Source organism: Pantoea sp. alder81 (assembly GCF_020179835.1).
Classification (GTDB): Bacteria; Pseudomonadota; Gammaproteobacteria; order Enterobacterales; family Enterobacteriaceae; genus Pantoea.
The window spans coordinates 396,087-422,836 of record NZ_JAIUDA010000004.1 but is presented as its reverse complement, the minus strand read 5'-3'; the positions used below and the strand labels follow the sequence as shown (position 1 = coordinate 422,836).

At 48.4% G+C, this 26,750-nt stretch carries 24 protein-coding genes and 1 pseudogene; 15 read left to right on the top strand and 10 right to left on the bottom strand.

The features are described 5' to 3' along the window. Positions 1-943 precede the first annotated feature (943 nt). Positions 944-1,177: a DNA polymerase V gene (locus LBW88_RS14200; protein ID WP_224932915.1), complete on the bottom strand. Its 234-nt coding sequence runs from the start codon at positions 1,175-1,177 to the stop codon at positions 944-946. A gap of 198 nt (positions 1,178-1,375) precedes the next feature. Here LBW88_RS14200 and LBW88_RS14195 point away from each other — a divergent pair, with 198 nt between their 5' ends. Further along, positions 1,376-1,546, top strand: coding sequence for a hypothetical protein (locus LBW88_RS14195; protein WP_182057135.1), 171 nt, complete (start codon positions 1,376-1,378; stop codon positions 1,544-1,546). 86 nt (positions 1,547-1,632) lie between these two features. Here LBW88_RS14195 and LBW88_RS26630 read toward each other — a convergent pair. After that, a pseudogene (locus tag LBW88_RS26630) lies at positions 1,633-1,716 on the bottom strand (hypothetical protein); the annotation flags it as partial. 1,006 nt (positions 1,717-2,722) lie between these two features. Here LBW88_RS26630 and LBW88_RS14190 point away from each other — a divergent pair. Continuing rightward, positions 2,723-2,980: a biofilm development regulator YmgB/AriR family protein gene (locus tag LBW88_RS14190; protein ID WP_224932914.1), complete on the top strand. Its 258-nt coding sequence runs from the start codon at positions 2,723-2,725 to the stop codon at positions 2,978-2,980. Between the two features lie 463 nt (positions 2,981-3,443). Here the strand turns inward: LBW88_RS14190 and LBW88_RS14185 are convergent, their stop codons facing one another. After that, complete coding sequence (locus tag LBW88_RS14185) at positions 3,444-4,601, bottom strand: diguanylate phosphodiesterase (protein WP_224932913.1); 1,158 nt, start codon at positions 4,599-4,601, stop codon at positions 3,444-3,446. 730 nt (positions 4,602-5,331) lie between these two features. On the opposite strand from LBW88_RS14185, the gene LBW88_RS14180 reads away from it, so the two are divergent. The 4 genes from LBW88_RS14180 to LBW88_RS14165 all read left to right on the top strand — a co-directional run bounded on the left by LBW88_RS14180 (position 5,332) and on the right by LBW88_RS14165 (position 7,862). Then, a complete protein-coding gene (locus LBW88_RS14180) occupies positions 5,332-6,342 on the top strand; it encodes a YrzE family protein (protein ID WP_224932912.1) in 1,011 nt (336 codons plus the stop codon). 577 nt (positions 6,343-6,919) lie between these two features. Next, entirely contained in the window at positions 6,920-7,132 is a 213-nt protein-coding gene (locus LBW88_RS14175; protein WP_224932911.1) for a hypothetical protein, read from the top strand. Between the two features lie 254 nt (positions 7,133-7,386). Beyond that, complete coding sequence (gene chaB / locus LBW88_RS14170) at positions 7,387-7,620, top strand: putative cation transport regulator ChaB (protein ID WP_224932910.1); 234 nt, start codon at positions 7,387-7,389, stop codon at positions 7,618-7,620. A gap of 80 nt (positions 7,621-7,700) precedes the next feature. Further along, entirely contained in the window at positions 7,701-7,862 is a 162-nt protein-coding gene (locus LBW88_RS14165; RefSeq protein WP_224932909.1) for a DUF2243 domain-containing protein, read from the top strand. 323 nt (positions 7,863-8,185) lie between these two features. Here the strand turns inward: LBW88_RS14165 and LBW88_RS14160 are convergent, their stop codons facing one another. From LBW88_RS14160 to LBW88_RS14150, 3 genes are read right to left on the bottom strand one after another with little or no spacing between them, the layout of a single operon-like run. Next, entirely contained in the window at positions 8,186-9,496 is a 1,311-nt protein-coding gene (locus LBW88_RS14160; protein WP_224932908.1) for a c-type cytochrome, read from the bottom strand. Between the two features lies 1 nt (position 9,497). After that, a complete protein-coding gene (locus LBW88_RS14155) occupies positions 9,498-11,270 on the bottom strand; it encodes a GMC family oxidoreductase (RefSeq protein ID WP_224932907.1) in 1,773 nt (590 codons plus the stop codon). A 22-nt stretch (positions 11,271-11,292) separates the two neighbouring features. Then, positions 11,293-12,012, bottom strand: a complete 720-nt coding sequence (locus LBW88_RS14150; protein WP_224932906.1) for a gluconate 2-dehydrogenase subunit 3 family protein — start codon at positions 12,010-12,012, stop codon at positions 11,293-11,295. Between the two features lie 424 nt (positions 12,013-12,436). Here LBW88_RS14150 and LBW88_RS14145 point away from each other — a divergent pair, with 424 nt between their 5' ends. From LBW88_RS14145 to LBW88_RS14120, 6 genes are all read left to right on the top strand, one after another. Further along, positions 12,437-13,456 carry a LacI family DNA-binding transcriptional regulator gene (locus LBW88_RS14145; RefSeq protein WP_224932905.1) on the top strand — a complete coding sequence of 340 codons (1,020 nt, stop codon included), beginning with the start codon at positions 12,437-12,439 and terminating at the stop codon, positions 13,454-13,456. A 161-nt stretch (positions 13,457-13,617) separates the two neighbouring features. Then, positions 13,618-13,875, top strand: a complete 258-nt coding sequence (locus tag LBW88_RS14140; RefSeq protein WP_224932904.1) for a hypothetical protein — start codon at positions 13,618-13,620, stop codon at positions 13,873-13,875. Positions 13,876-14,238: 363 nt separating this feature from the next. Then, positions 14,239-15,858: an inorganic phosphate transporter gene (locus LBW88_RS14135; protein WP_224932903.1), complete on the top strand. Its 1,620-nt coding sequence runs from the start codon at positions 14,239-14,241 to the stop codon at positions 15,856-15,858. A gap of 25 nt (positions 15,859-15,883) precedes the next feature. Next, on the top strand, positions 15,884-16,792 hold the full coding sequence (gene ppk2 / locus LBW88_RS14130; RefSeq protein WP_224932902.1) for a polyphosphate kinase 2: 909 nt from the start codon (positions 15,884-15,886) through the stop codon (positions 16,790-16,792). 38 nt (positions 16,793-16,830) lie between these two features. Continuing rightward, positions 16,831-17,097 (top strand): DksA/TraR family C4-type zinc finger protein, encoded by a 267-nt coding sequence (locus tag LBW88_RS14125; protein WP_224932901.1) that lies wholly within the window; start codon positions 16,831-16,833, stop codon positions 17,095-17,097. A gap of 262 nt (positions 17,098-17,359) precedes the next feature. Beyond that, positions 17,360-17,941 carry a nuclear transport factor 2 family protein gene (locus tag LBW88_RS14120; protein ID WP_224932900.1) on the top strand — a complete coding sequence of 194 codons (582 nt, stop codon included), beginning with the start codon at positions 17,360-17,362 and terminating at the stop codon, positions 17,939-17,941. A gap of 395 nt (positions 17,942-18,336) precedes the next feature. Here LBW88_RS14120 and LBW88_RS14115 read toward each other — a convergent pair whose 3' ends face one another. From LBW88_RS14115 to LBW88_RS14105, 3 genes are all read right to left on the bottom strand, one after another. Beyond that, entirely contained in the window at positions 18,337-18,975 is a 639-nt protein-coding gene (locus LBW88_RS14115; protein WP_224932899.1) for a LysE family translocator, read from the bottom strand. A gap of 1,179 nt (positions 18,976-20,154) precedes the next feature. Next, positions 20,155-21,582: a melibiose:sodium transporter MelB gene (melB, locus tag LBW88_RS14110; RefSeq protein WP_224932898.1), complete on the bottom strand. Its 1,428-nt coding sequence runs from the start codon at positions 21,580-21,582 to the stop codon at positions 20,155-20,157. Between the two features lie 90 nt (positions 21,583-21,672). Beyond that, positions 21,673-22,977 (bottom strand): alpha-glucosidase/alpha-galactosidase, encoded by a 1,305-nt coding sequence (locus LBW88_RS14105; protein WP_224932897.1) that lies wholly within the window; start codon positions 22,975-22,977, stop codon positions 21,673-21,675. Positions 22,978-23,199: 222 nt separating this feature from the next. On the opposite strand from LBW88_RS14105, the gene LBW88_RS14100 reads away from it, so the two are divergent. Together LBW88_RS14100 and LBW88_RS14095 are read left to right on the top strand one after the other, a co-directional pair. Continuing rightward, positions 23,200-24,039: an AraC family transcriptional regulator gene (locus LBW88_RS14100; RefSeq protein ID WP_224932896.1), complete on the top strand. Its 840-nt coding sequence runs from the start codon at positions 23,200-23,202 to the stop codon at positions 24,037-24,039. Positions 24,040-24,496: 457 nt separating this feature from the next. Further along, positions 24,497-24,913 (top strand): VOC family protein, encoded by a 417-nt coding sequence (locus LBW88_RS14095; protein ID WP_224932895.1) that lies wholly within the window; start codon positions 24,497-24,499, stop codon positions 24,911-24,913. Here LBW88_RS14095 and LBW88_RS14090 read toward each other — a convergent pair. Continuing rightward, complete coding sequence (locus LBW88_RS14090; RefSeq protein WP_224932894.1) at positions 24,900-25,865, bottom strand: GlxA family transcriptional regulator; 966 nt, start codon at positions 25,863-25,865, stop codon at positions 24,900-24,902. The two genes, LBW88_RS14095 and LBW88_RS14090, sit on opposite strands and share 14 nt — an antisense overlap. A gap of 199 nt (positions 25,866-26,064) precedes the next feature. Between LBW88_RS14090 and LBW88_RS14085 the strand changes: the two genes are divergently transcribed. Next, entirely contained in the window at positions 26,065-26,742 is a 678-nt protein-coding gene (locus LBW88_RS14085; protein ID WP_224932893.1) for an alpha/beta fold hydrolase, read from the top strand. Positions 26,743-26,750: the final 8 nt, after the last annotated feature.

The window sequence follows — 26,750 nt, the reverse complement described above, 5'->3', positions numbered from 1 at the left end:
GAGATAAGAGTTCTTAAACCCAGACGCGCTACGCTTAGGTTTAGATTTATTTCACACCCGTTACGTTTGCTTTCCAGGCACTGCGCCAGGCTTACACCTGAAGACACATCAATAGAGAATGAAATGAATAAAGTTGCCTGGATTGCAGTGATGTTGCCTTTGAGCTTCGGGGCTTATGCCGAAAAAGCGGATTTGAAGCGGGCAAAACGTACAGTGCCGAAGACAAAGTGCGAGTGAGCGGTAAAGTCTATGGCAAAGGCGATAGCGCGCATCTGAATGCTTCTCGCATCGACAAACCTTAAGGGTCAGTTCAGATCCTCAGCTAAAGTTTCAGCAGGAGGCCTAAATGCTTACAGCTTATTACGGCTTCAAAATACCAAGGATAAGCGTTAACTTCATCTCTTCCCGCCCTACGACGCTCACATCCTCAATTGAATCAACCTGAATAAGCAGCCCGTCTTGGATCATGATCCGCGCTACGCTTTTGGTCCATGAAGACCTGCACTACGCTTAATGAGCAAAAAGCCTGTGTTGCAACGCTGGATAAAAAATGTCGTGCTCCGTGGAGAATCATCAGTACGGCAGCGTCAGTGATTTCAGCGATGACCAACTGGCCAGCAGCCTGATGTCGTGTCTTGCTGCATACCGCCGGTGCCATTGAGCGGTTGGTGATGAATACGGGGGGGGGTTTTCATCAATTCAAATCCTTGTGGACAGACAGGAGATTGAATATGCGATACCTGATCATACCGGCGGTCACCGCTTTACTGGTTCTGGTGATTGTGTTTCTGGTACAAACCCAATGGGGACCCACGCCATGGTGACTCGACGCATCAGGGCGGGCAAATAAAAATGAGTAGTCAGCACTCTGCATGAACTGGATTCAAAGTTGGTTCATGCTTTTTTTTCTGCATCTCTTATCGAAATTACTCTCACTCTGGTTTTATCCGTTTGGATTAAACACCTGGAAAACCCTCTCTTCGCCTTCCTGAACGGAAATATCCCTGAACGTAGTCGTGTGCATCTCGATCCACCTGTTAGCGGCACGTAACGAATAACGCCAGTTAAGACGATCCAGCTCTTTCACAAAGTCGAGTGTGCTTACGGTGTAGCGGCCAGCGCAATCACGTTTTACTGCCAGCCTGAACGCGATCATAATTTCATAGTCACGGGGCATATTTGTGCCCCCCAAATTTAACTGTATATACATACAGTAATTGCATTCTCTGAGGTTGAGCAAGTGTGTTAAGGGCGTTTTATCAGAACTCATTGGCAGTAAAGCGTATTTAGTTTTACGGCTTCGCTTTCATATGCCCGCAGATATGACCAGGCTTGGTAAGCAACATTGGGTTGCCTGAATTCTTGAGGGGATGTTATGAAGAGCTTTTTAGGTGGGATGTTCATCATTGCGAGTCTGATGACGCTGGCAGGCTGTCAGGAACCCGGCCCTGCAGTAGGTCCGGATGGTCGACCTCATGCACCAAGCCAGCAATCCGTACCCGGAGGTCCACAGGGTCAGGGTCCCGTCGGTCAGCCACAGTCTTAAAAAAAGTCCGGCCTGTGTGCCGGGCTTTATCAACTAAGTAACGATACCAACTGTTCATAATAATGAAATCCACTTTTCCCTCTTAATTATCGCCTCCCCACACGCCTGAACGACATCCCTGCACGACTTGCAGATTGAGAGGCATTAAGGCCGAAAAGGTATTCGCGGCAGAATTTTTCCTGCTATGGTGTGAGTGTAGTCAAAACGCTCCTCTGTAATCATTTGAAGCTGTTGTTATTTGAGCAGAGGTTGTATACGTAAGGTAATTGTAATAAAACCATAAATTGATGACAGGACTTCATCACTCTATGACCAGTCTGAAATAAAGTAGTGTTAATAATTAACGACTGAAGCGACGGGGAGAATAAACTGCGGTCTGAATGCGACTTCTGATTCTGTACCTGGCATATTTTATAATTGTCATCCATTTAGGATGAGCTTTGTTTACATTCAGAATATCTAGCACTTCAATGATGCCGGCCCATGCCTGATCGTGCTGCTTCTTGTCATCCCCAATTACGCTTTTGATGCTTTTCAATATGTCATCAATTTGTAACTTTACTTCGGGGAGTGATAAACCTGTCTGATGTAGTACAGCCAATCTCTTGATTTAGGTGGTGAAGAATCCCACATCTAAAGTGAGTGCTTTCATTGCTTCTCCAGCTTGCTTTCAAACTATATTTAGCTGGATTTTTGAAAAAAGATAGTGACTTTAGGAAAAACTTCAAGGTTAACTCAGCCTCACTGTTTGTCCTTGAAAATAATTCTGGTGAAAACAAACTCCTGATAAAACCAAACGAATTCTTGTACAAGTAACAAAGATAAAAATAAAATAAATTTATTCATTAATTTTGTTCAAATACAATGACATGAAAAGTAAATTCAACATAAACTGTTGAATAAATGTGATATTTTAATTCAGTAAAATCGACCAATTTTAAAGGTGCATTGTGTATACACTATTAATCCTGAAAACTGACAAATATAATATTGTGCATCTTTCAGAAAGCTGTATAAGTTTGCATTGCGGTTAAACCTCCGCTTCCATCGAGTGATGTGTCCCATCAACTTTGTAAGTGTTGCTTTGGCGTTCACTTACATCGGTAACTTATTATTTAAATTACCTCAAACTTAAATCATTAACCGCTAAGGTTAATGTCCATGTTAAGGCGTTTTATGCAACATACTGCGACCAACGAGTCTCAGCTATTTAAAAATTTCCAGGCTAATGACGAGCAATTCCTGAGCGAAAGATTAGTCATCAGAGATATCCGTCGTGAGTTAGTATCAAAAAAGCGTCGTGGGACCAATAAAGACATTATTCTTGCCCTTTTGCTGAGACTCGAATCTGAAAGAAATACTGAGATTCAGGATGTTTATAGAAACGCGCTTGAAATCGTAGTGTCAAGTACACCTGACGATTTCGATATATAAAATTCTAAGGGTGTTTTATTTTCAGTGAGTAAGGATGCTCGATAAAGTTTGTACCAACGTGATTTGCCTCAGTGAACTGGGGCTTTTTTGCATGGATGATATAATTAAATTTATCCTGATATGAATGTAGTTTCCCCTGGCCGCCCTGACCTGCCCCCTGTATTAGATACAACCTTCAGTTAGTAATGTCGATTGTTTGACCCTGACCCCGAATATGATCCAGGCATAATCAGGAATAACATCGCGGTGTATTAATCAACGGGGAGCAGGTCAACCGAAGCGGAAAGCGCCCTTGTTCTTTCTATAAAAAAGAATGGCTGGTCCTGGAATTAGATGAAAAAAGCCGCAAAGAGATGCGGCCCTTGAGTAGAAGAATGTGAGATCACTTTATTTATTCTTGGTTCTGCATCGGGCGCTTTATAAGATTTAGATGATCACAGCCATGCACGTTAACACCCTAATGTCAGATAGCTTCGCGGATTTCCGGCCAGGCCACTACCGCGCCTTCAGACGAGAACAGACTGCCCTGGAAATCAATGACACCCGCCGCTTCAAGCCACATCCACTCTTCGGGACGCTCAATGCCTGCAACGATCACCTTGATTTCAAGGGCTGAGCAGCAACGTATCACAGCCTGCACCACAGCCTGTTTAGGACCACTTTGATGAATATTGCGCACAATGCTGGCACCGACACGAATACGGTCAGGCTGAACGTATGCGAGAAGTGAAAGGCCGGCAGAACCGTCACCAAAGTTATCAATGGACAGGCTGATGCCAGCCTGCTTAAGCTGACGAACCGCGGCACTAAACGCATCAAGACTGGAGATGACTTCCGTCTCGCTGACGCCAAGTATAATTTGCTCTGGCAGGAGTCCTGCACTTTCGATTTCTTTGACAAGTTTCCCGAAAGCATCAGGCACAGAAACCAGCGTCATGGGCAAGATGCTGACATACAACGTCATTCCATCTGGACAGGTTCCGCCCGCTATGCGCAATGCTTCAATCACTGCAGTGAGATTATGAAGGTATCGCTCCTCTACGGTCACTCCGCCCGGTAAAATCTCGGGAATGGCTTCAATCGCGGTGACTTCCCGTCCAAGCGGATCAACAACAGGTCTGAAAGAGACGCCCGACGCAGCAGGTGGCGCCTCATTACCCGGAACAAAATCCCAGTATTCAGCAGGCAGCACTTCAAAGTAATTCTCTTTCTCACGCGCTTCCACAAAGGTCCGGAGAAACTGAAGGCCGCGATCATCGTAGGTCAGACGATATCTGGACGTTCCCCGGTCTAGTACCGCCTGCAGAACACTGGCTGCTTCATGCTGACGCAGGTCGAACAATTCCATGCCGTGGTTACCAAATCGGCGTGAGGGCGAATAGTCACGCATCAGTTCAACGACATTATGATGTCGTGAATCGGAACAGATACGCTCGTAAATATGCTGTACACCTTCTTCCGGCCCTTCCAGGATTTGGAAGAAGTGCGTTCCATTGAACAACAGTATTCCTGTTACCTTGTGCCGGGCATTAAGAAGGCTGGCCCTTGCAACCATATCAGGCAGGATGTTCACGGGTACATCATCACGAAGATGACTTCGGTATATTATTGTTGTAAGCATTTCGGCTCCATAATGTCGCAAATTGTCCCCTGCACAGTAACAGCGACCGACCCAATATCAAACCGAACCGGTAATTGAATTCCAGCCTTCAATTCTCATTTTTATGCCGGTTAGCAACTTAAGGCTAAGAAGAGATGCATGACAGTGCATCAATGGGGAATTTTGGCATTTATGGCTTGAACGCATGATCACTAAATCGCTTCGTTTATAGAGTAACCGTATAGAAAGTTGCACCGGCCATATGGCAAACGATTATTAATAAGCCACATTAAAAATGTAAGCTTTCAGTTTATTCTAAGGTTAATCAAGGATAAGGAATTCCATGTTCCTTCTCTGCCCGCTTCGGTGGGCTTTTTTATTTTATAAGAGAGCGAGTCACCAACCAAAGATTTTTCCCCAAGTCTTAGACGAGTAGTTTTTTAAGCGAAACGGCATCGGATAACCTAATGTCAAGAATCCGCAACACTTAGTCAAATAACAACCTCAACAAACCCAATGACTAATTGATAACAATGAAATTTTTTCGAGACCCGTTTATTTCTCTGTTGATTAAAGGGAACCTGAAGCCATGATTTCCTTCACCACTTATACATTGCCTTAAAAATCACTTCGTATAGTCCATCACTGTTTCTGACATAAAAAATGGGTTTAAATTTAAACTGTGACTACGCTAAATCATAACGCATGCGTTTCTTTTTCAGATGGTAAAAATAAATTCAGGAGAACGATCATGGCTGAACGTTGGGTTAATGATGGTGCGGTTATCACAGAACCTCATGGCGGCCTGCCGCTAAAACGTATTTCATGGAGCGCGGTATTTGCGGGTGTTATCGCCGCGCTTATTGTTCATATTTTATTAGGATTACTCGGCACTGCGATTGGTGCTTCTGTCATTGACCCTCAACAGGAACGCAATCCACTTGAACATATAGGGACCGGCGCGCTGATATGGACCGGTGTCAGTATGCTTATCGCCATCATTGCAGGTGGTTACGTGGCTGGCAGGCTGGCTCAACGCGAGGGCGCACTGCACGGCTTACTGATGTTTGGTGTCAGTACACTTATCACCCTCTGGCTTGCATTTTCACTGGCAACAGGGATTATTGGAGGCGCATTTAATATCCTGGGTGCCGGAGCAAGTGCGCTAGGCAGTGGTGTTTCGGCCGTTGCCCCGTCTGTCGGGAACATGGCCAAAGAGAAACTTCAGGAGAACAATATTAATTTAGATTCGCTCCAGAATGAGTTACAGGCCACCCTCCGTCAGACAGGTAAGCCTGAACTTCAGCCGGATAAGCTTCAGCAGGATGTGAACAGTGAGGCAAATAGCGCACAAGATCAGGCTAAACAAACGGCTCAGAACCCGCAAAATGCGGATAACGATATCGTGAACTGGATCCGTGGGGTTATTAATCGTCATTCAGACACCCTTCAGGCTGCCGACCGGGATGCGCTCAAAAACATTATTAAAGCCCGGACAGGTAAGAGCGATCAGGAAGCTGAGCAGATCGTTAACCAGACGGTTGAGAGTTATCAGAAAGCCATGGCACAGTTTCAGCAACTGAAACAGCAGGCTGAGCAGAAAGCCCGTGAAGCCGCTGAAAAGGCTGCCGCCGCAACCGCCAGAGCCAGCTGGTTCACCTTCTTCGTATTGATTATTGAGGGCGTGCTGGCTGCTGTCTTCGGACGCATTGGCAGACGCACTCAGCCTCATACCGTTCTGGCCGGTGAACGACCTCTCTGACAAAGTGAGGGGCGAGACGTATTATTGCAATCATCAAAACATCTTGCTAAAAACATGCCGCTATGTGCAGTAAAAACACATGGCGGCATGAGCGTAAAAGCTATACCGTTTGATTCGCAACTAACGAATTTTCCGAGGAAAACTAAGAAGTTTTAATTCTCGTTTCGCTTTGTGAAGAAAAGCAAAAAGAACTATTAAAAGCTTTTAATTAATCGATTGTAACCACTCCCTGCCCATTGCCCTCAATTAAAACCGAAGCGATTTACCTGCACCTTCCATCAAGGTGAGAAGAACTCTCTAAATAAGCAAAGCTCGAGAAAATCAGTGATTACACTAACCGTTCTCCCGTTAAATACGCCCCTCGCTACCGACGCCCACTGCCCAGAAAAAGATGACATAGTGAGTTTTCATGCCTTGCTCGTGTGGGGATTAAACGTCGGCAGGTTGATTCACTACTTTGCCTGCAGGTCTGGATCATAAATGAGTTACCGATAGTTTTCATACAAATTCTCATTGCAGGTAAGAGGTCTTATCAGTATAAATTTCTGACGACCACATCATATAAAGGGATGTTCTTATGAAAAAAACATACGCAGACCTGTCTTCAGCCCCTCTATTAACTGGCATTATTGGCGAGGCGGTACTGGAGCTTGTTGAACGCAGCATGAATATCAGCCGCGAAAGCATCATAGCTATGCTTGAAAAGAAGAAGCGTGAATCCTCGATCCCGGCCATAATTCGCGTAACTGATGATGCTCTTTTCTGGTTGCGAAAAGGAAGCGGAGACTGATAGTCAATTTAGGACGAAAAATTTTTTTATGGTTTAAGCTATAAACTGAGAGGTTAATAAATTGTCTTCCTCTTATTTAACGCCTCGCTTATTAGCACAAAGTCATTAAGCTTTTTCGTCTTGCCTCTGCGTTTTTACCTTTCATTTGATTGGGTATGCGAAAGCTTTGCTCAATTAACCTTATTCACTTAAGTTAACGTTGAAAATTGTCATAACTGAACCAGGCTTAAGTCTCTCATCACAGGAGGCCAACAATGCCGTATAAATCACGAGATTCCCTGCCGGACAGCGTTAAGCACGTACTCCCTGCTCATGCGCAGGATATTTATCTTGCAGCTTTTAACAGTGCCTGGGATGAGTATAAGGATAAAAAGGACCGTCAAGATGAAAGCTCCCGCGAAGAAGTGTCACATAAAGTAGCCTGGGCTGCAGTCAAACATACGTACGAAAAAGGCAGTGATGATAAATGGCATAAGAAGAAGTCTTGATCAAATTCTAATGAGTAAGGTATTGATCATTCTTTGAGATTGCTGGTTTTAGCCAAGGTTTGGTACAGATTATCCCCCTCATGGAGAATGATTTGTCATTTAGCAAACATATTGATCATTGTGACCTGAAATGTTCGTTCTTCTCCGCCGTTCCGCTGGGAATCGGCGTGATGGCTGCAATAGATGAGATCATATTTCATCAGCTGCTTGCCTGGCATCACTTCTTTGACTGGTATAGCTGAAATTTTGCTGATTACTGGTTTGTTTGCGAGCTGGTTCAGGTATCGCAGTGCATTGCCTGAGTTTATGGCAATCAGAAGTGATCGCGCCCGCGATAATGAGTAATAACTAATCCTATGCTTAGTGACAGCGACCTGTCGGTAGAAGCATTATGGATTATTGAAACTGCAGATGAGTAAATAGCCTTACAAGTCTTCTTATCAGACCCAATTTGGCTCTAAAGGAAGAGATCTTCAGTAAAGGTTCATTTTTATGAAGAATTTAGTGGGAATTTTGGGGCAAGGATTTAGGCCGCCCTTCCGAACGGCCTGTTATGTAAACCCGATTAATGCGCTGCCATCTGCGCAGGCAGGCTCATCAAGGCTCTCTTGTCTGCCACCTCCTCCGATGTCACCGGTTTTGCCGTATTTCCCCAGCTGTTGCGCAGGTAGGTCGCCACCGCTGCCACCTGTTCGTCCGAAAGCTTCCAGGCAAACGAAGGCATCGCACCGCTGGTTGGGTTGCCTGCCGTGACCGCGCCGCGTCCCCCTTGCAGCACTGTAGTGATGATGGAAGAGGCATCATCCGCTAACAGGCCAGGATTATTTGCCAGGCTCGCCGCGAGGTTAGGAATCCCTTTGCCGTCGCTGTTATGGCAGGCAGTGCAGTTGGCGGAATACACATTTTCACCCATTTTCATTTGCGCATTGTCTATCGACAACGGTTGCGGCAGGGTCGTGGTGGAAGCTGGAACCTGCTTGAGATACACCGCAATCGCACGCAAGTCAGCGTCGGTTAGATGCTGCGTGGAGTTAGTTACGGCTTCCGCCATCGGGCCAGACGCGACAGCCACAGGGTTGCTGCCGAGCTTGAGGTAATCCATCACCTGCTGCTCAGACCAACGTCCAATGCCGACATGCGGATTAGGGGTGATATCAGGTGCATGCCACTCGCCCAGATTACCGCCCTGCAGATAATCACTGCTGTCACCGCCAATCAGGTTCTTAGCTGTGTGGCAGGCGGCACAGTGTTCCGGCCCTTCCACCAGATAAGCGCCTCGGTTCCATTCAGCACTTTTACTATTGTCTATCTGGAAACCTTCGTTTCTGAAAAACAGCAGATTCCATCCCATCATCGCCAGCCGGATATTATAAGGAAAGCCCAGATTGGTTTCGGGCACCTGATAATGAATCGGTTTTACCGAACGCAGATACATCCACAGATCATGCATATCCTGATCGGTCAACTTGACGTAAGCGTTGTAAGGCATGGCAGGATAGAGATGCTCGCCCTCTTTGCCCTTGCCGTGACGCACCGCACGAAAGAAATCCCGCTCGGTCCAGTTGCCAATACCGGTTTCGCTATCCGGCGTAATGTTGCTGGCATAAATGCCGCCAAATGGCGTACTGATGGAGTAACCTCCAGCTAATGGCAGTTTACTCTCCGGCTTGGTGTGACAGGCGGTACAGTCACTGGCTATCGCCACATAACGTCCACGTTCAATGGCGTCGTTGTCAGCCGCCGTTGGCGGTTGGCTGGTGAGAACGTTGTTGCTGGCGACATCATCCGCTGAGGTATCGCCGTTCATCCACAGCAGGCCCGCTGCCACGGCCGCAGCGATCACCGCCACGCCCGCAATGAGTTTGCTCTTTTTCATCTCACACCTTCACCAACGGACCTGGATTTTTCAGGTACTGCTCGATAATGGCTTTCGCCGTCCACAAACTCAGAGCGCCAATGGTGCCCGTTGGGTTGTAACCCGCATTGTTAGGGAAGGAAGACGCCCCCAGCACAAACACGTTGTGCGCATCCCAACACTGCTGATAACGGTTGAGCACCGACGTTTTCGGATCGCTGCCCATGACCGCACCGCCAATGGTGTGATCGCTGGCAAAGTTATATGGAGAGTAAGCCCCCGAAGCAGAGTTGGTGCCGATGACGATTTCAGCGCCCATCGCCTTACCAATCTCAACACTCTTCTCTTCAATGAATTTCGCTGAACGGCGATCGTTATCGTTGTAGTCGAAGGTGACACGCAGCAGCGGGTTGCCGTTGTCATCCTTGTACTCAGGATCGAGGTCAAGGTAGTAATCTTCGTGCGAGAAGCTGGTGCCCTGGCCGAAAATGAAGGTAGTGTTTTGGAAAGCGTGGGTATAGGCCTTCTTCCACTCTTTACCCCAGCGCGGCGAGCCAGGTGGCAGCGCATCGGCATTCCCGATGGGACGCGCACCACGCGCCACCACCAGAATGCCTGCTCCGCCGATAAAGCCGAGGCCCTTATGGTCAAAGTTATCGCCGTTCCAGTCATCGACCTGGGAAGAAAGCGCGCCTGCGCCAATGTATTGGTTCAGATTCTCATCTTTGAAGTGGAGCGCCGCGCCCGACACGGTCTGGAAGCTGTAGGCTCGCCCTACCACACCGGTTTTGGTCACCGGGTTATAAGGCACCCCGATTTTCGACAGCAGCAACAGACGGACGTTTTGCATCTGGAAAGCAGAGAGGATCACGATGTCAGCCGGTTGCACCCACTCCTTCTTATTCTTATCGAGATAGGTCACACCGGTGGCAGTTTTGCCGTCTTCTGCCTTGTTGACGCGAACTACCGCTGAATCCGTCAGCACCGTGAAGTTCTCACGTTGCATCAGCGCCGGAATCACACAGGCGTTTGGACTGGATTTGGAGAAGTTGCCGCAGCCGTAATAAAGGCAGTAGCCACAATAGGTACAGGGCCCCATGCGCACACCCAGCGGGTTAACATAAGCGCGTGAAGCCTGACCTGCAGGCACCATAAAGGGGTTGAGTCCAATTTTCTTCACGCCTTCAGCGAAGATATCGGTAAGGCGCATGCTTTCGAGCGCCGGTAACGGATACTCACTACTGCGGTTACCTTCAAACGGATTGCCGCCTTCAACAGTTTCACCGTTTAACTTGCCAGCTTTGCCCGAAACACCCGCGATCTTTTCAAAGCGATCGTAGAAAGGTTCCAGCTCATCATAGGTCACACCCCAGTCCTGCAGGATCACGCCTTTGGCGATTTGCTGCTTGCCGTAACGATTCACTGTCTGGCTGTAAGGTTCAAAATCAAAAGGTGTGAATCGCCAGGCCATCCCCGCCCAGTGCGTGCCCGATCCCCCCACGTTATAACCCAGCTCGTTCAGGTTCCATTCCCGGCTCGGTAGCGCGGTTTGTGTGACGTTATTGCGAAAAGTGGTGGTTTCGACGGCGGGCGGCAGCAGCATACTGCGGCGCGTATCCCAGCGCAGTTCATCGGTATCGACCGATGGCGGAAAATCTGTCGCGGTTTCAAACCACGGGCCACGTTCAATGGCAACGACATTCAGGCCAGCGCGGGTCAGCTCTTCGGCGATCAAAGAGCCGCACCAGCCCAGGCCGACGATGGCGACATCAGCTTTTGGACGGACGTTATTCATAGTTTATTGCTCAGCAAACAAATTAAAGGGTGTTATCAATCAGGCTGGTGGGAATGATGTTGAGCTTCTGTCCCTTTTTCGGCAGCAAATCGCGGAAGTCATAGCGAGCGCCAGGGAAGCCAATCATTTTCCAACTGGTCATGTCTTTGTTGCCCCCGTATATCGGGTCAGCCAGGAAGCCTTCACGCACGTTCTGCAGCAGCAGCTCAAAGAACACTTTGGTTTCGACCTCTTCTCCCAGATCGAGACGGTTATTTTCCATCGCCGTCAGAACCTGATCCTGCTGATCACCGCTCAGCGCCAGGAATTTTTTGCCGAACCGTTGCTGGGTCGCCTTATCCAGTGCGGCAATCCCTAAGCGATAACGTTGCGCCGGAGTGAGCGAGGATTGCGGTCCTTGCTCTGGCGTGCCCTTCACGAATTTGCCAAGGCGATAGATCGCCACTGCGTTACCGTAATCACCCGCGAGCTGACGGTCGATAAAGATCGCGCACCCTGCCTCTTTGCCACTGAGACTGGTTTCATCGGCGGGGATAAATCGTTCAGCGATGGCACCTACCGTGTCGAATTCATGCTGAGTGAGATATTGCAGCCCCCCTTTTCTGGGCGGTGCGGGCGGCGTTTGGATCTTGCCGGGTTCCCAGGGCTGGCCACCTTTCACCTCATCGGCCTGCGCCAATGTCGGGATCGTGGAAGCCACTCCCAATGCGGTGATGGAAGTGAGAAATTCTCTGCGTTTCATGTTTTCCCTGCTTTCACATTGCAAACCAGGTCAAATAACAGACGTATTTGTGCCTGGCATTGAGCCATATAAATAAGGTTTCTTGGATAAATAATGACGCTGCCCGCTGGGCTTTTATTAGATAAATATTGAGGTAAGTTTTTACATTAAAATCACGTAATTAATTAAATATTAACAACGCAGCAAAGAGTAATGACTCCCCCTTCGCTTTGAAAGGTTTTTGTTGATGGTTTCCCATCATTGAAGTTTTTAATAAGCCGGACTGGACGATGTAGAGTGTGGTTTCGTCTCGCAACATTTAACATCTTGCCAGTCACGAAACGTTGCGCATAATACGGCGAAAATAGACGCCAGGCTGTGACCTGAGGCGCACTCTGCGTTGTTGAAATAGTAGACATGAATTTTACTGGGGCTTAGAAGCATAATGAAAAAACTCACCCTGATTAAAGTGGCTGAACTGGCCGGGGTTGGTATCGCAACGGTTGATCGGGTGCTGAATGAGCGCGGAGGAGTTCGTCCGGAAACCGTACGCAAAGTGCTGCGCGCCGCACGTCAGGCTGGGTTGCAGCGTTTACTGCCAGATGACACTCAGCATCCATGGCAGATTGAAGTTTTCCTGAGCAGTAATGGTACCTGGTTTTTTCAGCAGTTAGCCGATGAATTTGCCAATATTGCCGATCGCCTTGGTTATCGTAAAATTAAATTGTTTCGTACGCTGGTGAGTGAAAATCCACCGGAAAAACTGGCGGAAAAGATAAAAAAAAGCGGTGAGTTGCGCGACGGTATTATTGTTTATGGGCATGACTATCCCGTTATTCATGAAGCCTTATCCTGGTGCAAAGATAAAGGTGTGCCGGTGGTTACACTGGTTTCAGATTTACCCAATTCGCATCGATTCTGTCATGTTGGAATAAATCAATATCAGGCAGGACGTACTGCAGGCTTATTAATGAGCCAAACCATGCCCCACAAAGGTGATGTCATTATGGTCAGCGGACGTTTTGATTTCAGCGCACATATCCAACGCATTTCAGGTTTCCGTGCTGCAATTACCCAGCGTGCACCCTGGCTACGCTTGCGTGAAGTATTGGCGGGAGAAGATGAACGACACAAAATCCGCACGCTGCTGAATCAAGCGTTACAACAATCCGATAATGTCGTCGGGCTCTATAACTCTGGCGACAATAACAGCGATATCAGTGCCGTATTGCAGCAACACCAATTGCTGGGCCGCTGCTGCTATATCACGCACGAATTGTACGATGTGACGAAAGATCTTCTGCAAACTGGTGCGCTCTCCTACACGCTGGATCAAAATGCGCGCCAGCATGCCGTGCTGGCCACTGACCTGCTGATAAGGCATCTGGAACAGGGATTTGAACCCGAGCTGTATCAGGACGGCCGCGTGGAACTACGTATTGTGACGGCGGAGAATCTGGATTAGTCAGTTCGGTATGAATAATCGCACAATCTTAGGGGCTTAAGAAAAAATAGAATAAGCGAACCGCCACAATTAAATATTCACTTGTGAAGCATGATTATTCTGCACATCGAGGAAATAGCGGTTTACACTGGCTCACCACTATTCAGGAAGAAGAGGTCATTGTGCAGTCGAAGATCCCCGATTATGAAACCGATCGCGAAGGCTATCTGGAGTTTATGACCCGCAGCAATGCGCTGCGCATGGAGTTACTGATTCTGTCGGAGAAGTTTGTTGAGGTGCACGGTTCCTATGAGGCTGGCATGGCGGAACTGGGAGAATGGCTGCTGAACTATGCGGATAACGCCATGATCCAGAAGTTAAGTTCTGGACCCATCAGCAAAGAATGGTTGTTTGATGAGTTGAAAAGACGTCACCCCTAGTCGTCATGTTTGATAGGCGAACACTAAAGATATAAATGAGTTTTCATCCCCCAAAATCAAATTAGCACGATAATGATCCCCTGCTGTAAATGTAATCCATGGTAATCAGTTCAATATCCAATATGACAAATTTATGGCAGAAATAAAACTCACCCCGATTTCCATCACCAAACAAAAATCAATACAACCGATTGTTTATATTGATAATATTTAAAAACAGATTACTAAATAGCCCTTGAAGATTGCATTTATATGACTAAATTTTGACAGCACTGTCATAAATCTTTCATAAATTTTCTATATGTTAGCCACACAAATCGTTGTGCTTGTGCCGCTTTAGCGATCTATAGGAAATTTTCTCTAATGAGCGATTACGTTACGCCTCAAACTTTACATGTTGCCGCTACACCGTTGTCTTCGGCGATTCAACTCCCTGTAAAAAACAGCAAAAAACCGCTATTCCTGTTTGGCGTGGTTTTACTCGCCGGCATTCTCTTTGCAGGAACGCAATTAGTCGGCGATATTCAGCAAACCGGGGTCACATTCAGCAGTGCGCTGCCGTTGATGCTGCTCGGTTTTGCCTTATTAGCAGCATTGGGTTTCGAGTTCGTCAATGGTTTCCACGACACGGCCAACGCCGTTGCCACCGTCATCTATACCCGTTCGCTTTCCCCGACCGTGGCGGTGGTGTGGTCCGGAATTTTCAATTTCCTTGGCGTCTTGTGCTCCTCGGGCGCGGTGGCTTTCGGCATCATCTCCCTGCTGCCGATTGAACTCATTATGCAGTCCGGCAGCAGCGAAAGCTTTGTGATGATCTACGCTCTGCTGTTCTCGGCGATCATCTGGAACCTCGCCACCTGGTGGCTGGGCCTGCCCGCTTCCTCGTCACATACCTTGATCGGTTCCATTATTGGCGTCGATATCGCCAATGCCGTGATGCACGGGCGCAGCGCCATGAGCGGCGTGAACTGGGGACAGGCATTAAACATCGGCAATGCGCTGATCCTGTCACCCATTGTCGGCTTCGTGTGTGCTGCACTGTTGCTGGTATTGATGAAGCGCGTGGTGAAAAAACCTGAGTTGTATGCCACCAGCAAACATAAAGGTGCGCCGCCGATGTGGATCCGCGGTTTGATGGTGCTGTCCTGTACCGGCGTCTCTTTTGCACATGGCTCCAATGATGGCCAGAAAGGCATGGGGCTGATGATGCTGATTCTGGTGGCTGCCCTGCCCGTGACCTATTCTCTGAACCGTTCCGTGCCGCAGTCTGATATCCCACAGCTGATTACACTGGCTGAAACAAGCCAGACACAACTGCTGCAGTTCAGCGCCGCACCGACTCCTGCTCATCCTGATGATGTGTTAACGACTTATCTGCGCACCGGCCAACGCGATGCGAAAGTGATCGCCGCGCTGGCGCAGGTCAGCGGCAACATTGGCACCACGCTGAAGCAATATGGCGCGTTGCAGGCTATCCCCGCCGAGCAAAAACCTGCGATGCGTAATCAGATGTATCTGGCAGCAGAAACCATCAAACGTCTGCAAGCCGATCACTCGCTGATCTTACCCTCAGCCACGCTGCAAAATCTGCAGGCGCTGAAAACCGCGCTTAATGGTGCAACGCAATTTATCCCGACGTGGGTGAAAGTCGCAGTGGCGCTGGCGCTGGGATTGGGCACCATGGTGGGCTGGCGTCGTATTGTGACTACTCTGGGTGAGAAGATTGGCAAAAGCCAGCTCAACTATGCGCAAGGCATCAGTGCTCAGATGGTGGCGATGGGCACCATTGGCGCAGCGGATGCATTCGGTCTGCCGGTCTCAACCACGCACGTGCTCTCTTCCGGGATTGCCGGCACCATGGCCGCCAATCGCAGCGGCTTACAGTTCGGCACGTTACGCAATATGGTGCTGGCATGGGTGCTCACCTTGCCTGCCGCCGCACTGCTCTCCGCCGCCCTCTACTGGATAATGACTTCACTGTAACGCTTGCTTCGACAGGGATAAGACGATGTCTGCACACGAAATGAACAATAACAATATGTTTGATGCGCGCTTTTTACAGGAATTCTATGACAGCTATGACGAGTCGCTGGAGATGGAGTTAGCGGATTTGGGTCTGGCGGCCAATAACGATCCGCAAGAAACGGCGTGGCGTCGCCGCTATTTTATGGAGTTACTGCATCTGCAGGGCGAGCTGGTTAAGCTGCAAAACTGGGTGATCCGTACCGGTCATCGTCTGGTGGTGATATTTGAAGGCCGCGATGCGGCAGGCAAAGGCGGCGTGATTAAACGCATCATGCAGCGGCTGAATCCGCGCTATTGCCGCGTGGCAGCACTTCCCGCACCTAATGAACGTGAGCGCACGCAATGGTACTTTCAGCGTTACGTCTCACATCTGCCGTCAGCGGGAGAAATCGTGTTGTTCGACCGTAGCTGGTACAACCGCGCAGGCGTCGAAAAGGTGATGGGATTTTGCAGCGATACGGAGTACGAAGAGTTCTTCCACAGCACGCCAGAGTTTGAACGCATGCTGGTGCGCAGCGGCATTCAGATCGTCAAATACTGGATCTCCATCACCGATGAAGAGCAGGAAATGCGCTTCCTCAGCCGCATCCATGACCCGCTAAAGCAGTGGAAGCTGAGTCCGATGGATTTGGAAAGCCGACGACGCTGGGAAGATTACACTGCCGCCAAAGAGAGGATGCTGGATCGCACCAACATTGCCGAGGCGCCATGGTGGGTGGTACAAGGCGTTGATAAGAAGAAAGCGCGTCTGAACTGTATCTCTCACTTGCTGCAACAGGTTCCTTATGAAGCAGCAGAAGGCGAGCAGATTTCGTTACCTTCCCGCATTCATCATGAAAATTATGCCCGTCATCCGGTGCCAGAGAGCATGATCGTGCCTGATAGCTACTGAACTATACTTTGACCAGTCGATGAATATCAGGAGGGGTTATGGCAGGCGGCTGGTCTGAAGATGGTGCAGTGCAAAAGCAGATTGATGCGACCGTGGATGACGCGATCGCGCGCGCCAGGAGTCACCTCAACCACGGCGAAAGTGCAGAGTATTGCGACGAGTGCGGGGAGCCGATTCCCGAAGCGCGTCGCAGCGCGTTGCCTGGGGTACGTTACTGCGTGAAGTGTCAAACTGCATTAGATAAACAGGATGCCAGCCACAGCGGGTATAACCGCCGTGGCAGTAAGGATAGCCAGTTACGGTAGACGGGTACTCAACCCTCTCTATGACTATCTTGATAAGTTCCGTGCTGGTTGTTGAGGGTTGCGTTTTACACCTATCTAACGTCAGTAGTCAGTTGAACTCATAGCTACAAGCAGACGTAACCTATCCTGTGAGCGTTGATACATTTTTCAAATGCACAGGCTGCTGCGCGATAAAAATCCACAACTGATCAAAATCAGTCTGTTTGTGATGACGTTCAAACGCTACCAAACTTAATGCAATCATTTTAGTGGAGAGCTCTCTATGCAAAACGAGCAGTCGGATCGCCAGCAACTCAATGACCTTGTGAACGGATGGATACATCGCGATCTGGGAGAATGGGATCAGCTTCGCGAGCTCTTTCACCCAGATGGCACCATTGAAATTACCTGGTTCGAAGGGCTGGGCAGCGATTTCGTCGACGGGTCAATGCGAATGGGCGCATCGGATTTGCGAACCAAGCATCTTATTGCTTCTCCAGTGATTACGTTTAATGCTCGCGGTGATAAAGCGATCCTCGAAACCAACGCGATGATTCTCGGCGAGAACGTCAGTCTCAATATTGGATGTGAGTGCCACAATCGGTTTTATGATTTGGCTGAAAAAAGAGAGGGTGTCTGGAAATTTTTCCATCGTCAGTCTGTTTACGATATGGGAACCTTCACTTTCCCGTTAGGCCCTATGGAAATAGATCGGTCAATCGTTGCGAAGTATCCACGTGAATACGCCTCACTGGCCTATTTGTTGGAACAAAGCGGCTTTCCTCTTGGACGTGTCTTCGCAACACGCGGAAGTGAACTTGAAAAGCGAATGAAAGCCGACGGGAAGCATTGGTTGTCCGTATGAACCATTGGCGTTAAATCTCTTAATACACGCTTTTTGTTCGCCCGTAGCTGCCTCTACTTCACTTATTTGTGGGCAGCTTAGTGCCAGAAGCGGAAGTTGAGGTACTAACGAGTATTTAATACTGAATGCCTAAGTTATGCCGGATACTTACACATTAGCTTTGAAAATCATTGCGCAGCGCTGGCAGAAACGTCTCAAAACCTCAATCGTCTGGAACGCTGCTTCGTCTTGAGCAACTGTCAATACCACCTTCAGGACAGTCCAGTTAAGCTGAATTTTGATGATACCTTCGCGTATCGAGATCGAAATGATATCTTCTCTGATTGACCAACATATGTCTTCAGAAAGTAAAGGCGGCCACAAATACTCTGTACACCTTTATTAAACATTACAACTCAATGCAAATACTGTGTAATAACAGAGCCTATTAGGCCAATAGCAAAAACCATAAATACACTACCACCAGTCTTGTTCAGATACGAAAAGGCTTTGCCAGTAGCCAATTTTTTCTTAACTGAACTAGCCGAAGCACCATATATGAAGTGGATAATAACCACCAACACGCAAAAAATCATAGAAAAAATACAGAACTGGCTGATAAAGGGCTTTTCAGCGTTTATAAACTGAGGGAACAGCGCCATAAAAAATACGATAGGCTTTGGATTAAGCAAAGACACAAAAAAACCCTGGCGGAACCTTGAAGATTTTGAAGGAAGGATTAAAGAACCCTCACTTCCAGATTCCCTCATTTTTTTTGGAGTCGAACGAAACAGCTTAACGCCTAGATAGGCGAGATAAGCAGCACCTACAATTTTAACCACAATCAGCGCAAACTGAGAAGTTGTTATAATAACCCCCAAGCTACTAGCTGCAATGATTGAAATCACTCCCATACCCACTGCCACTCCAATAATTCCAGCTAAGGCACTACGTAAACTGTAGTTAAGTGTATTCATTAACGTGAGCAATACACCCGGTCCCGGACTAGCTATAGTTAAGATAGAAATTAAGATATATAAGTAAATCTGAGACATGAACTTTCCTTGTACAAAATGGGATGTGCTCCCAAGTAATTAACACACCACAATGTTGTTTAGTACAACGTTGCAGTAATAACAACCGGAAACTTTCACTTCTTGTTACTAACACCTTATTTGTAGAAGATCAGCTGACATTAGATTTCCTCAGTTGAGTATGGAGTAAATATAAAGTGAGTTAGGAATGATTATTAAGCCAGTTATTCTTGATATTAATTCCGTATTTCTATAAAAATACCGACAATGATTTCATGTCATGCATGCTAAGCTGATTATCAGTTCAGGTAGATTATAATTATCTTCACTTAAGATTGCCCTAGTTAACCACCCATAGTCAAAGCACTTTCAACTGTAATAACAGTCACAAACGTCCGCAGATCGCTCATGAGTGCCCTTTAACCTTACTTGAACGATATAAACTTCCCAGACATTTTTTTTCGCCAGTAAGTCTCTCAACAGCCTCAATTGCGTCTGGATCACCATGGCAAGCCATGCAATATAAACAATCGCCGCCACAGTCAAAATTCATAGTTTCTGGTGTTTTGCTCAGCGGTTGGCCGCAGGTCTGGCAACTGTTTACACTCACTGGAATGAGATCCTGTTTAGGTTTTTACTTTTATGTTGCTTAACATAACACGCTAAGATCGACCTACTCCCTGTTAATTCTCATAAAATGCTTCTGGCAATATCCGTTCCTCTCTCACAGTGGACCATTGCAGATACGATTCTGTAAGCATAATTACCCTATCTTTGCCATCAGACCCCAGCCTTAAGGCCCGAAACGCCGCTTCTGGCGGTACGGAAAAGTTAGCCGGCTTGCCGGTTTGCGCAATCGGGCTGCACAATCTGGTACACCGGGGGACGAAGGGGATCATCATGACGTTAATGTTCACGACATTCTGTCGTTGAATGCGGATATACAGCGGCATAAACATTGGAGAATTAACCACCGTAGGAAGCAGTGAGAAAAAGGTGTGAGAGCTTCCAGGAAAAAAGAGTGCACGTAATGAAGGGTAACCGGTGCATCAGCACCGGTTTTTACATGACCAGCAGGAATGCCTGCTTCTCGCTCAGGCACACGGAGCAGGTCCCTAGCCTAACGATTTACATCCTGAAAATAACGATGAGTTTTCTTTAAAACTAAATGAAAACTTCATGTTAGTGCTTAACGGTACATCATATTGAACTACGCACTTCCTGCACTACTTGCCCAGCGTCTGCTGTTGGCTGCACCACTGCTGCAGCTTCTACGCCATACTTGCGCTGCAACCAATGCTGTACTTCATCAAGTAGTTTTCCGTCTAACGCGTAATATCGCAGATATACAAAAACGGTGATGGCAAAGAACAGCAGCGGTGCACCAACCATAATCATTTGCATGCCGAATAGTGTATTAGCCGTCTGAGCCGCATTGGGAACATAACCGACCAAACTCAACATCGCGCCGATGAATAATCCGGCAAACGCCGCCCCCGCTTTTACCACCATGGTTTGTACCGAATACGCGATACTTTCAATACGCACGCCCAGTGCGTAATCACCGTAGTCAACCGTATCAGCCACCATGATGACAAGCATGACCCAGAACAGCGCATTACCAATATTGACCAACACGCCAGAAAGGGAAATCATCACCGCACTTTGCGGCGACCACAGCGTAATCGCCACCAGCATCAGACAGCTCAATACCGGCAACACCGAAGCACAGAGCCACAGCACGCGGCGCGAGAAGATACGCACCAAACGCGGAAACAGCACAATCGTGACCAGATTCGCCACGCCAGCGAACGCCATATACCATGGGAAAAGATCTTCTCGGCCAAACACATATTTAAAGTAATAGACGGCAAACGCGGTGATGATGCAGTACGCCAGATTCCAAGCCAGCGCCATAATCAGCAGCACAAACAGCGGACGGTTACGCGTAATCATGCTTAACACGGCGCCAAGACTATATTTCTCATCGCGGATCGCCGCACTCGACGTTGCCACGCGCTCATGCACGTTTAGCAGCGTGACCAAAGTGCAGATCACGAAGAACAGCACGATGATGTAGGTAAAATAGAGAAAGCCATCGCCTTGATTACCATTGCCGAGCCAGCGGATTGCCGGTAAGCCAATCACGCCGGTTAAGTAGCCAGCGCAGCTGGCGAAGAAGCGCGGCCACGGAATCAACGCTTCCCTTTCGCGTTTATCCAGTGTGATGCACGGCACCAGCGACCAGAACGGCACATCCATAATGGTGTAAGTGAAGCCCCATAACAGATAGGTCAGCCAAATCCAGATGATCTGCTCAGTTCCGTGAAAATGGTGCGCATTAAATACCGCTATCAGCATTACCGAATTCACTATGGTACCGACTAAAATCCACGGTTTAAATTTGCCCCACCGCGAGCGGGTGCGCTCCACAATCCAGCCCATAATCGGATCGGCTAGCGCATCAAGAAAGCGTGCGACAAGGAACAGAGTTGCTACCATTCCCATCGAAATACCGGCTACGTCGGTGTAGTAATACATCAGGTACATATAAATGATGCCAATGGCAAAATCCTTGCCGAATGCACCGATGCCATAGCTGATTTTCGTTTTCAGAGACACACTCATTGTTCACTCTCCTGCGGCGCGTGGCTGCAACCGACAGCCATGAAGCAGTTGTCAGCCAGCGCGAGTAATTTACCTGAAACTCACCAAAAATCAGCGGTATGACGGCAACCAATCACCGTGCGCAGCGATAAGTTCGTCACAAAGTCGCACAGTATCGTCAATCGACAGTTCAGCGGAGGTGTGAGGGTCGAGCAGCGCAGCGTGATAGATATGCTCTTTCTTCCGCGTCACAGCCGCTTCAATGGTGAGCAACTGAGTGTTGATATTGGTGCGATTAAGCGCAGCACACTGCGGCGGCAAATCGCCGACGTAGCAAGGCGTAATACCCTGCGCATCCACCAGACAAGGCACTTCCACGCAGGCTTCGCGTGGCAAGTTGGTGATAAGCCCGTTGTTCAACACGTTGCCGCCAATTTTGTAAGGCTTATCAAGCATTATGCTTTCAATAATGTATGAAGCGTATTCATGGCTACGCGTGTGCGTGAGGTTTTCGTTATTGGTAAGTTGCTCACGCTGCATATGCCAATGATCAATCTGCTCAACACAGCGACGTGGATACTCATCCAGCGGAATGTTGAAGCGATCAATCAGTTCGGGATAATTGCGCTTAATCCAATACGGCATGTATTCCGCGTTGTGCTCAGAGGATTCCGTCACGTAGTAACCGAATTGGTGCATGATTTCATGACGCACCATGTCATCGTGTTTGCTGTTCATCGCGCGTGAACGGCGGCGAATTTCAGGATACAAATCTTCGCCGTTACGGCGAATACCCAGCAGCCACGCCATATGATTGATGCCCGCGATATTGAACACCACGTTATCAGTTGGCATATCAACGCTTTTCAGTAATGTTTCCGCGCACACCTGCACGCTGTGGCAAAGACCTACCGTTTTCACGCCGGTGTGTTGCAACATAGCGCCGGTTAACGACGCCATCGGATTGGTGTAATTCAGTAACCAGGCATCAGGACACACCTCCTCCATATCCCTCGCCACATCAAACATAACAGGCAAGGTACGCAGCGCGCGGAACAACCCACCGATGCCGAGCGTGTCAGCAATGGTTTGGCGCAAGCCAAACTTTTTTGGAATATCAAAATCAGTCACCGTGCTTGGTTTGTATCCGCCAACCTGAATAGCATTGATAACAAAATCTGCCTTATTTAAGGCTGCACGACGCTGTTCCACACCTGCATACTTTTCAATGCGCGCACGACCCGCATTAATATTTGAATTAATATTCGTCAGCATTTTGTATGATTCATCAAGCCGCTGAGCATCAATATCGTACAATGCAATTTCAGTATCAGAAATAGTCTCTGTTGCTAACACATCACCTAGCACATTTTTAGCAAAAACAGTGCTCCCCGCTCCAATGAACGTTATTTTCATCTCATCACCTTTATTAAGCCATTCTCGACTGAGTGACCTAAACATAATCATGCAGCGAGCGAAGTGATATGTATAAATGTGACATCGCTATAGCAGAATAGTAGAGCGTACTACAAAGTGTGATGCACTTCGCACAAAGTATTTTCGCAATGATTACAGGGCATGTGCCGCATGGCTTCTGTGCTACAAAGGCTTGTGTAACTTCAAGTTAACGGATGTGATATGGAGAAATACTTACTGCCGGAACATATGCTGCATTTCGGACTCAATATTTATCAGTTTGGTCATGAGGCCTGTACCGCGGCACACCGGTTTGGTCCCGCCGTGCGGCAACATTTTTTACTGCATTATGTTGTCAATGGTTCAGGCAGCCTGGTTACGGAACAAGGCAACTGGAACATCACGGCAGGCGAAGCTTTTTTAATCTTTCCACATCAAATCACCACCTACGTCGCAGATAAAAAAAATCCATGGGAATATATGTGGCTGGAAGTGGATGGCCTTATTGCACAGCGCACCTTTGAACTGTGTGGATTACTTCGTGACAATCCAGTATGGGCAGCAAAAAATACACAGGGCATTGCCGAAATCGCACAAACACTGGATTTAATAATTGAAGAAGACACCGCGCGATCCATTAAACTCGCAGGATTAACTTGCCTGCTATTTGATGCTTTAATCTGCCACGGCAAAGGAAATATGGTTAATTCGAATGGCAAAAACAAGCATCTCGACCAAGCCACTACCTTTATTGAACGCAACTATCAAAACCCGATCAGCATCAGCGACATCGCACAGCATTGCCGTCTTGACCGCAGCTATCTTAGTCGCATGTTTCAACAATCATTTGGCGTCGGACCTAAACAATATCTCCTCAATGTACGTATGAACATGGCAAAAAACCTGCTGCAGGATGCGTCATTACCGATTAAAGTCATTGCCTGTTCGGTAGGTTACAACGACCAATTGCACTTCTCTCGCGCATTCAAACAGCACTTCAACCTGCCTCCAACAGAATGGCGTAAACGTCACCCACCCAATAGCGACTGCATTGAACTTTAAGCCGCCTGACGACAATGCCGCCTTTAAGCGCGATCAAAGCAGGCAGAGTGGCCTCTGCCCGATGCAGATATTAACGTTGACTTGCAGACCCATGCCGTTAAAGCACAAAAGCGTATATTGTGATTAGACCCGGCCTGCTAACCGATGAAAAACGAAGCTTTTATGGGAGAAGGCCTTACTTCCGGCAGAACTGATCTTTTTGGCTGTTATAAGACCACAGCAGGTGGCTGAGGGCGTCATTCGCATGTTAAGGCTTCCCAGCCCTCAGGTAACCCTGCCCCGAAATCCTGCGCCATTCAGAAACAGAATCCCGGCATGATATTCACTTCCCCAAGTGTCGGCAGGCTCTGCTCAGTGAAAGACGACACAAAGAACACCTCGTCGGACGAACCCTACTGCCAGAAACTGACACCATGTCCCTCTAGAATGAGATTTCATTCAATCCAGGAGATACATCATGTCTGCCACTGTTACCACTCATCTCAATTTCAAATGCAAAGCCCGTCAGGCATTGACGTTCTACAAATCGGTGTTTGGAGGCCAGCTAAGCGTGGTCACTTACGCTGATGCGCACGATGCTGGTTCGGCAGAGGCGCCAGACGATGTGATGTGGGGGCAACTCTTGGCTGACAGCGGTTTTCGGATCATGGCTTACGATGTGCAGTCCGCTAAGTCATGGCACCCTGGCGAAAATGCAATGTATGTCGTAGTCGAAGAGACCAAAGAAGATAACGTTGTAAGTTACTGGAGCAAACTTATTGAGCAGGCAGAGATCATCCAGCCGCTGCAGCCTTCACCATGGTCTCCTTTATCTGGAATGGTGAAGGATCAATTTGGCGTGGTGTGGGTGTTAAGTCTGCTTAAACACGTCTGAAACTTGCACGATATTGCAGCGGCGTAACGTTGATCCGCCGCTGAAAAGCACTACGCATCTGATCGGGACCGGAAAAGCCACAGTCGAAAGCGATTGTCTTAAGAGGCAGTTCTGTCGATTCAAGCAAGTTGCGAGCCTGATCCAGGCGTACTCCTTCCACGAATTCATGTGGTGTGATGCCCAGTTCCGTAACGAAGAGACGTGCAATGCTGCGCGGGCTGACGCCGCCAATCTCTGCCAGCCGCTCAACCGGAAAGGCTTCGCCCACATGTTCCATAACATAGGTTTGTACCTTTCCCAGTGGGGTTTCAGGGGCGCGTTCTGCAATGAGCAACGGGCTGAACTGGGATTGACCACCCTGCCGTTGCGCCACAACGACGAGTATCTTGGCACATGCAAGCGATATGGCAGATCCATGATCCTCTCCAACCAAAGCGAGGCTCAGGTCTATGCCGGCTGTTACGCCAGCGGATGTCACCAGGCGACCGTCGCGTGCATGGATCCGATCTTGCTCGACCCGCGCTAAGGGGAACTGACTAGCAAGCTGCGCGGAACAAAGCCAATGGGTGGTGACAGTTTGGTCATCGAGAAGCCCGGCATGACCAAGAACAAAAGCGCCGGTGCAAATCGAGCCATATCGCTGGGCCGTAACCCCCCACGTCCTTAGCCACGTTGACATGGCCGTGTCAGGCAGAGTGGTAGGAAGATGCGGACCGCCGGCCACCAGAACGGTGTCAAAAGATCGCTCGGCCTGCTCGAAGCTGAGGTCAGCAACCACCAGCATTCCGTTGGAACTGCGCAAGTGCTGTGTGCTGGCCGCGACCAGAACACAGTGGTAATGGTCTTCTTCGGGCAAAAAGTCATTAGCCGTTGCTAACACGTCCAGCGGACCTGCAACATCTAGCGCCTGAACGCCTTCGAAAATGACAATTGCAACGTCTCTTTTTGCCATCAGGGCCTCTTACTGTTGTCAAAAATGATCCGGGTTCCCGGTCGCTAATCTACTAAAACTGACTTTGGCAGATTATCACAGACACTTGGCAGCTTTCAGCGTAGCAAGGCGATTGCTGCCAGGTTCAGTTGTCGCGATGATGAATGGGTCGGCTACAAGGTCTTCTTCGAATACCGGCCTACACATCAGGGGAAATATCATGAGTATCACTAACATCATCCTTGTTCACGGTGCCTGGGCAGACGGTTCCAGCTGGGCCAAAATCATACCGTTGCTGAGCAACAAAGGCATGGTTGTCAGAGCCGTCCAACTCCCGCTGACCAGTTTCGACGCCGATGTCGCGGCAGTTAGCCGTGCAATCGCGCTGGCGCAAGGAGATATCGTTCTGGTTGGGCACAGCTATGCCGGTGCCGTGATAGGACAAGCGGGCAACGATCCCAAGGTAAAACGGCTTGTTTATATCGACGCATTCTCACCGGATGCGGGAGAGTCGGCAGGATCGCTTTTCACGAAGTTTGAAGCAGCTCCGCTTAACAACGAGATCAGGCCAGACGCCGAGGGTTTTCTGTCGCTCACTCCTGAAGGTATCGCCACCCTTTTCGCACAGGATCTCGATCCCATCGAACAGAAAATTTTGCATGCAACACAGGGCCCTATCAATGGCGCAGCTCTCGGCGGCACCTTGACACAGGCCGCATGGCGTACTCGCCCTAGTTTCTATCTGATTGGTGAACACGATCTGGCTATCTTGCCTGTGGAGCAGGAACGCATGGCCGCGCGCATGAATGCAACTATCAAACGTGTCGCTTCCAGCCATGTACCGATGTTGTCGCATCCGCTCGTCGTTGCTGACTTTATCGTTCTGGCTGCTGAGTGATGTTGAGG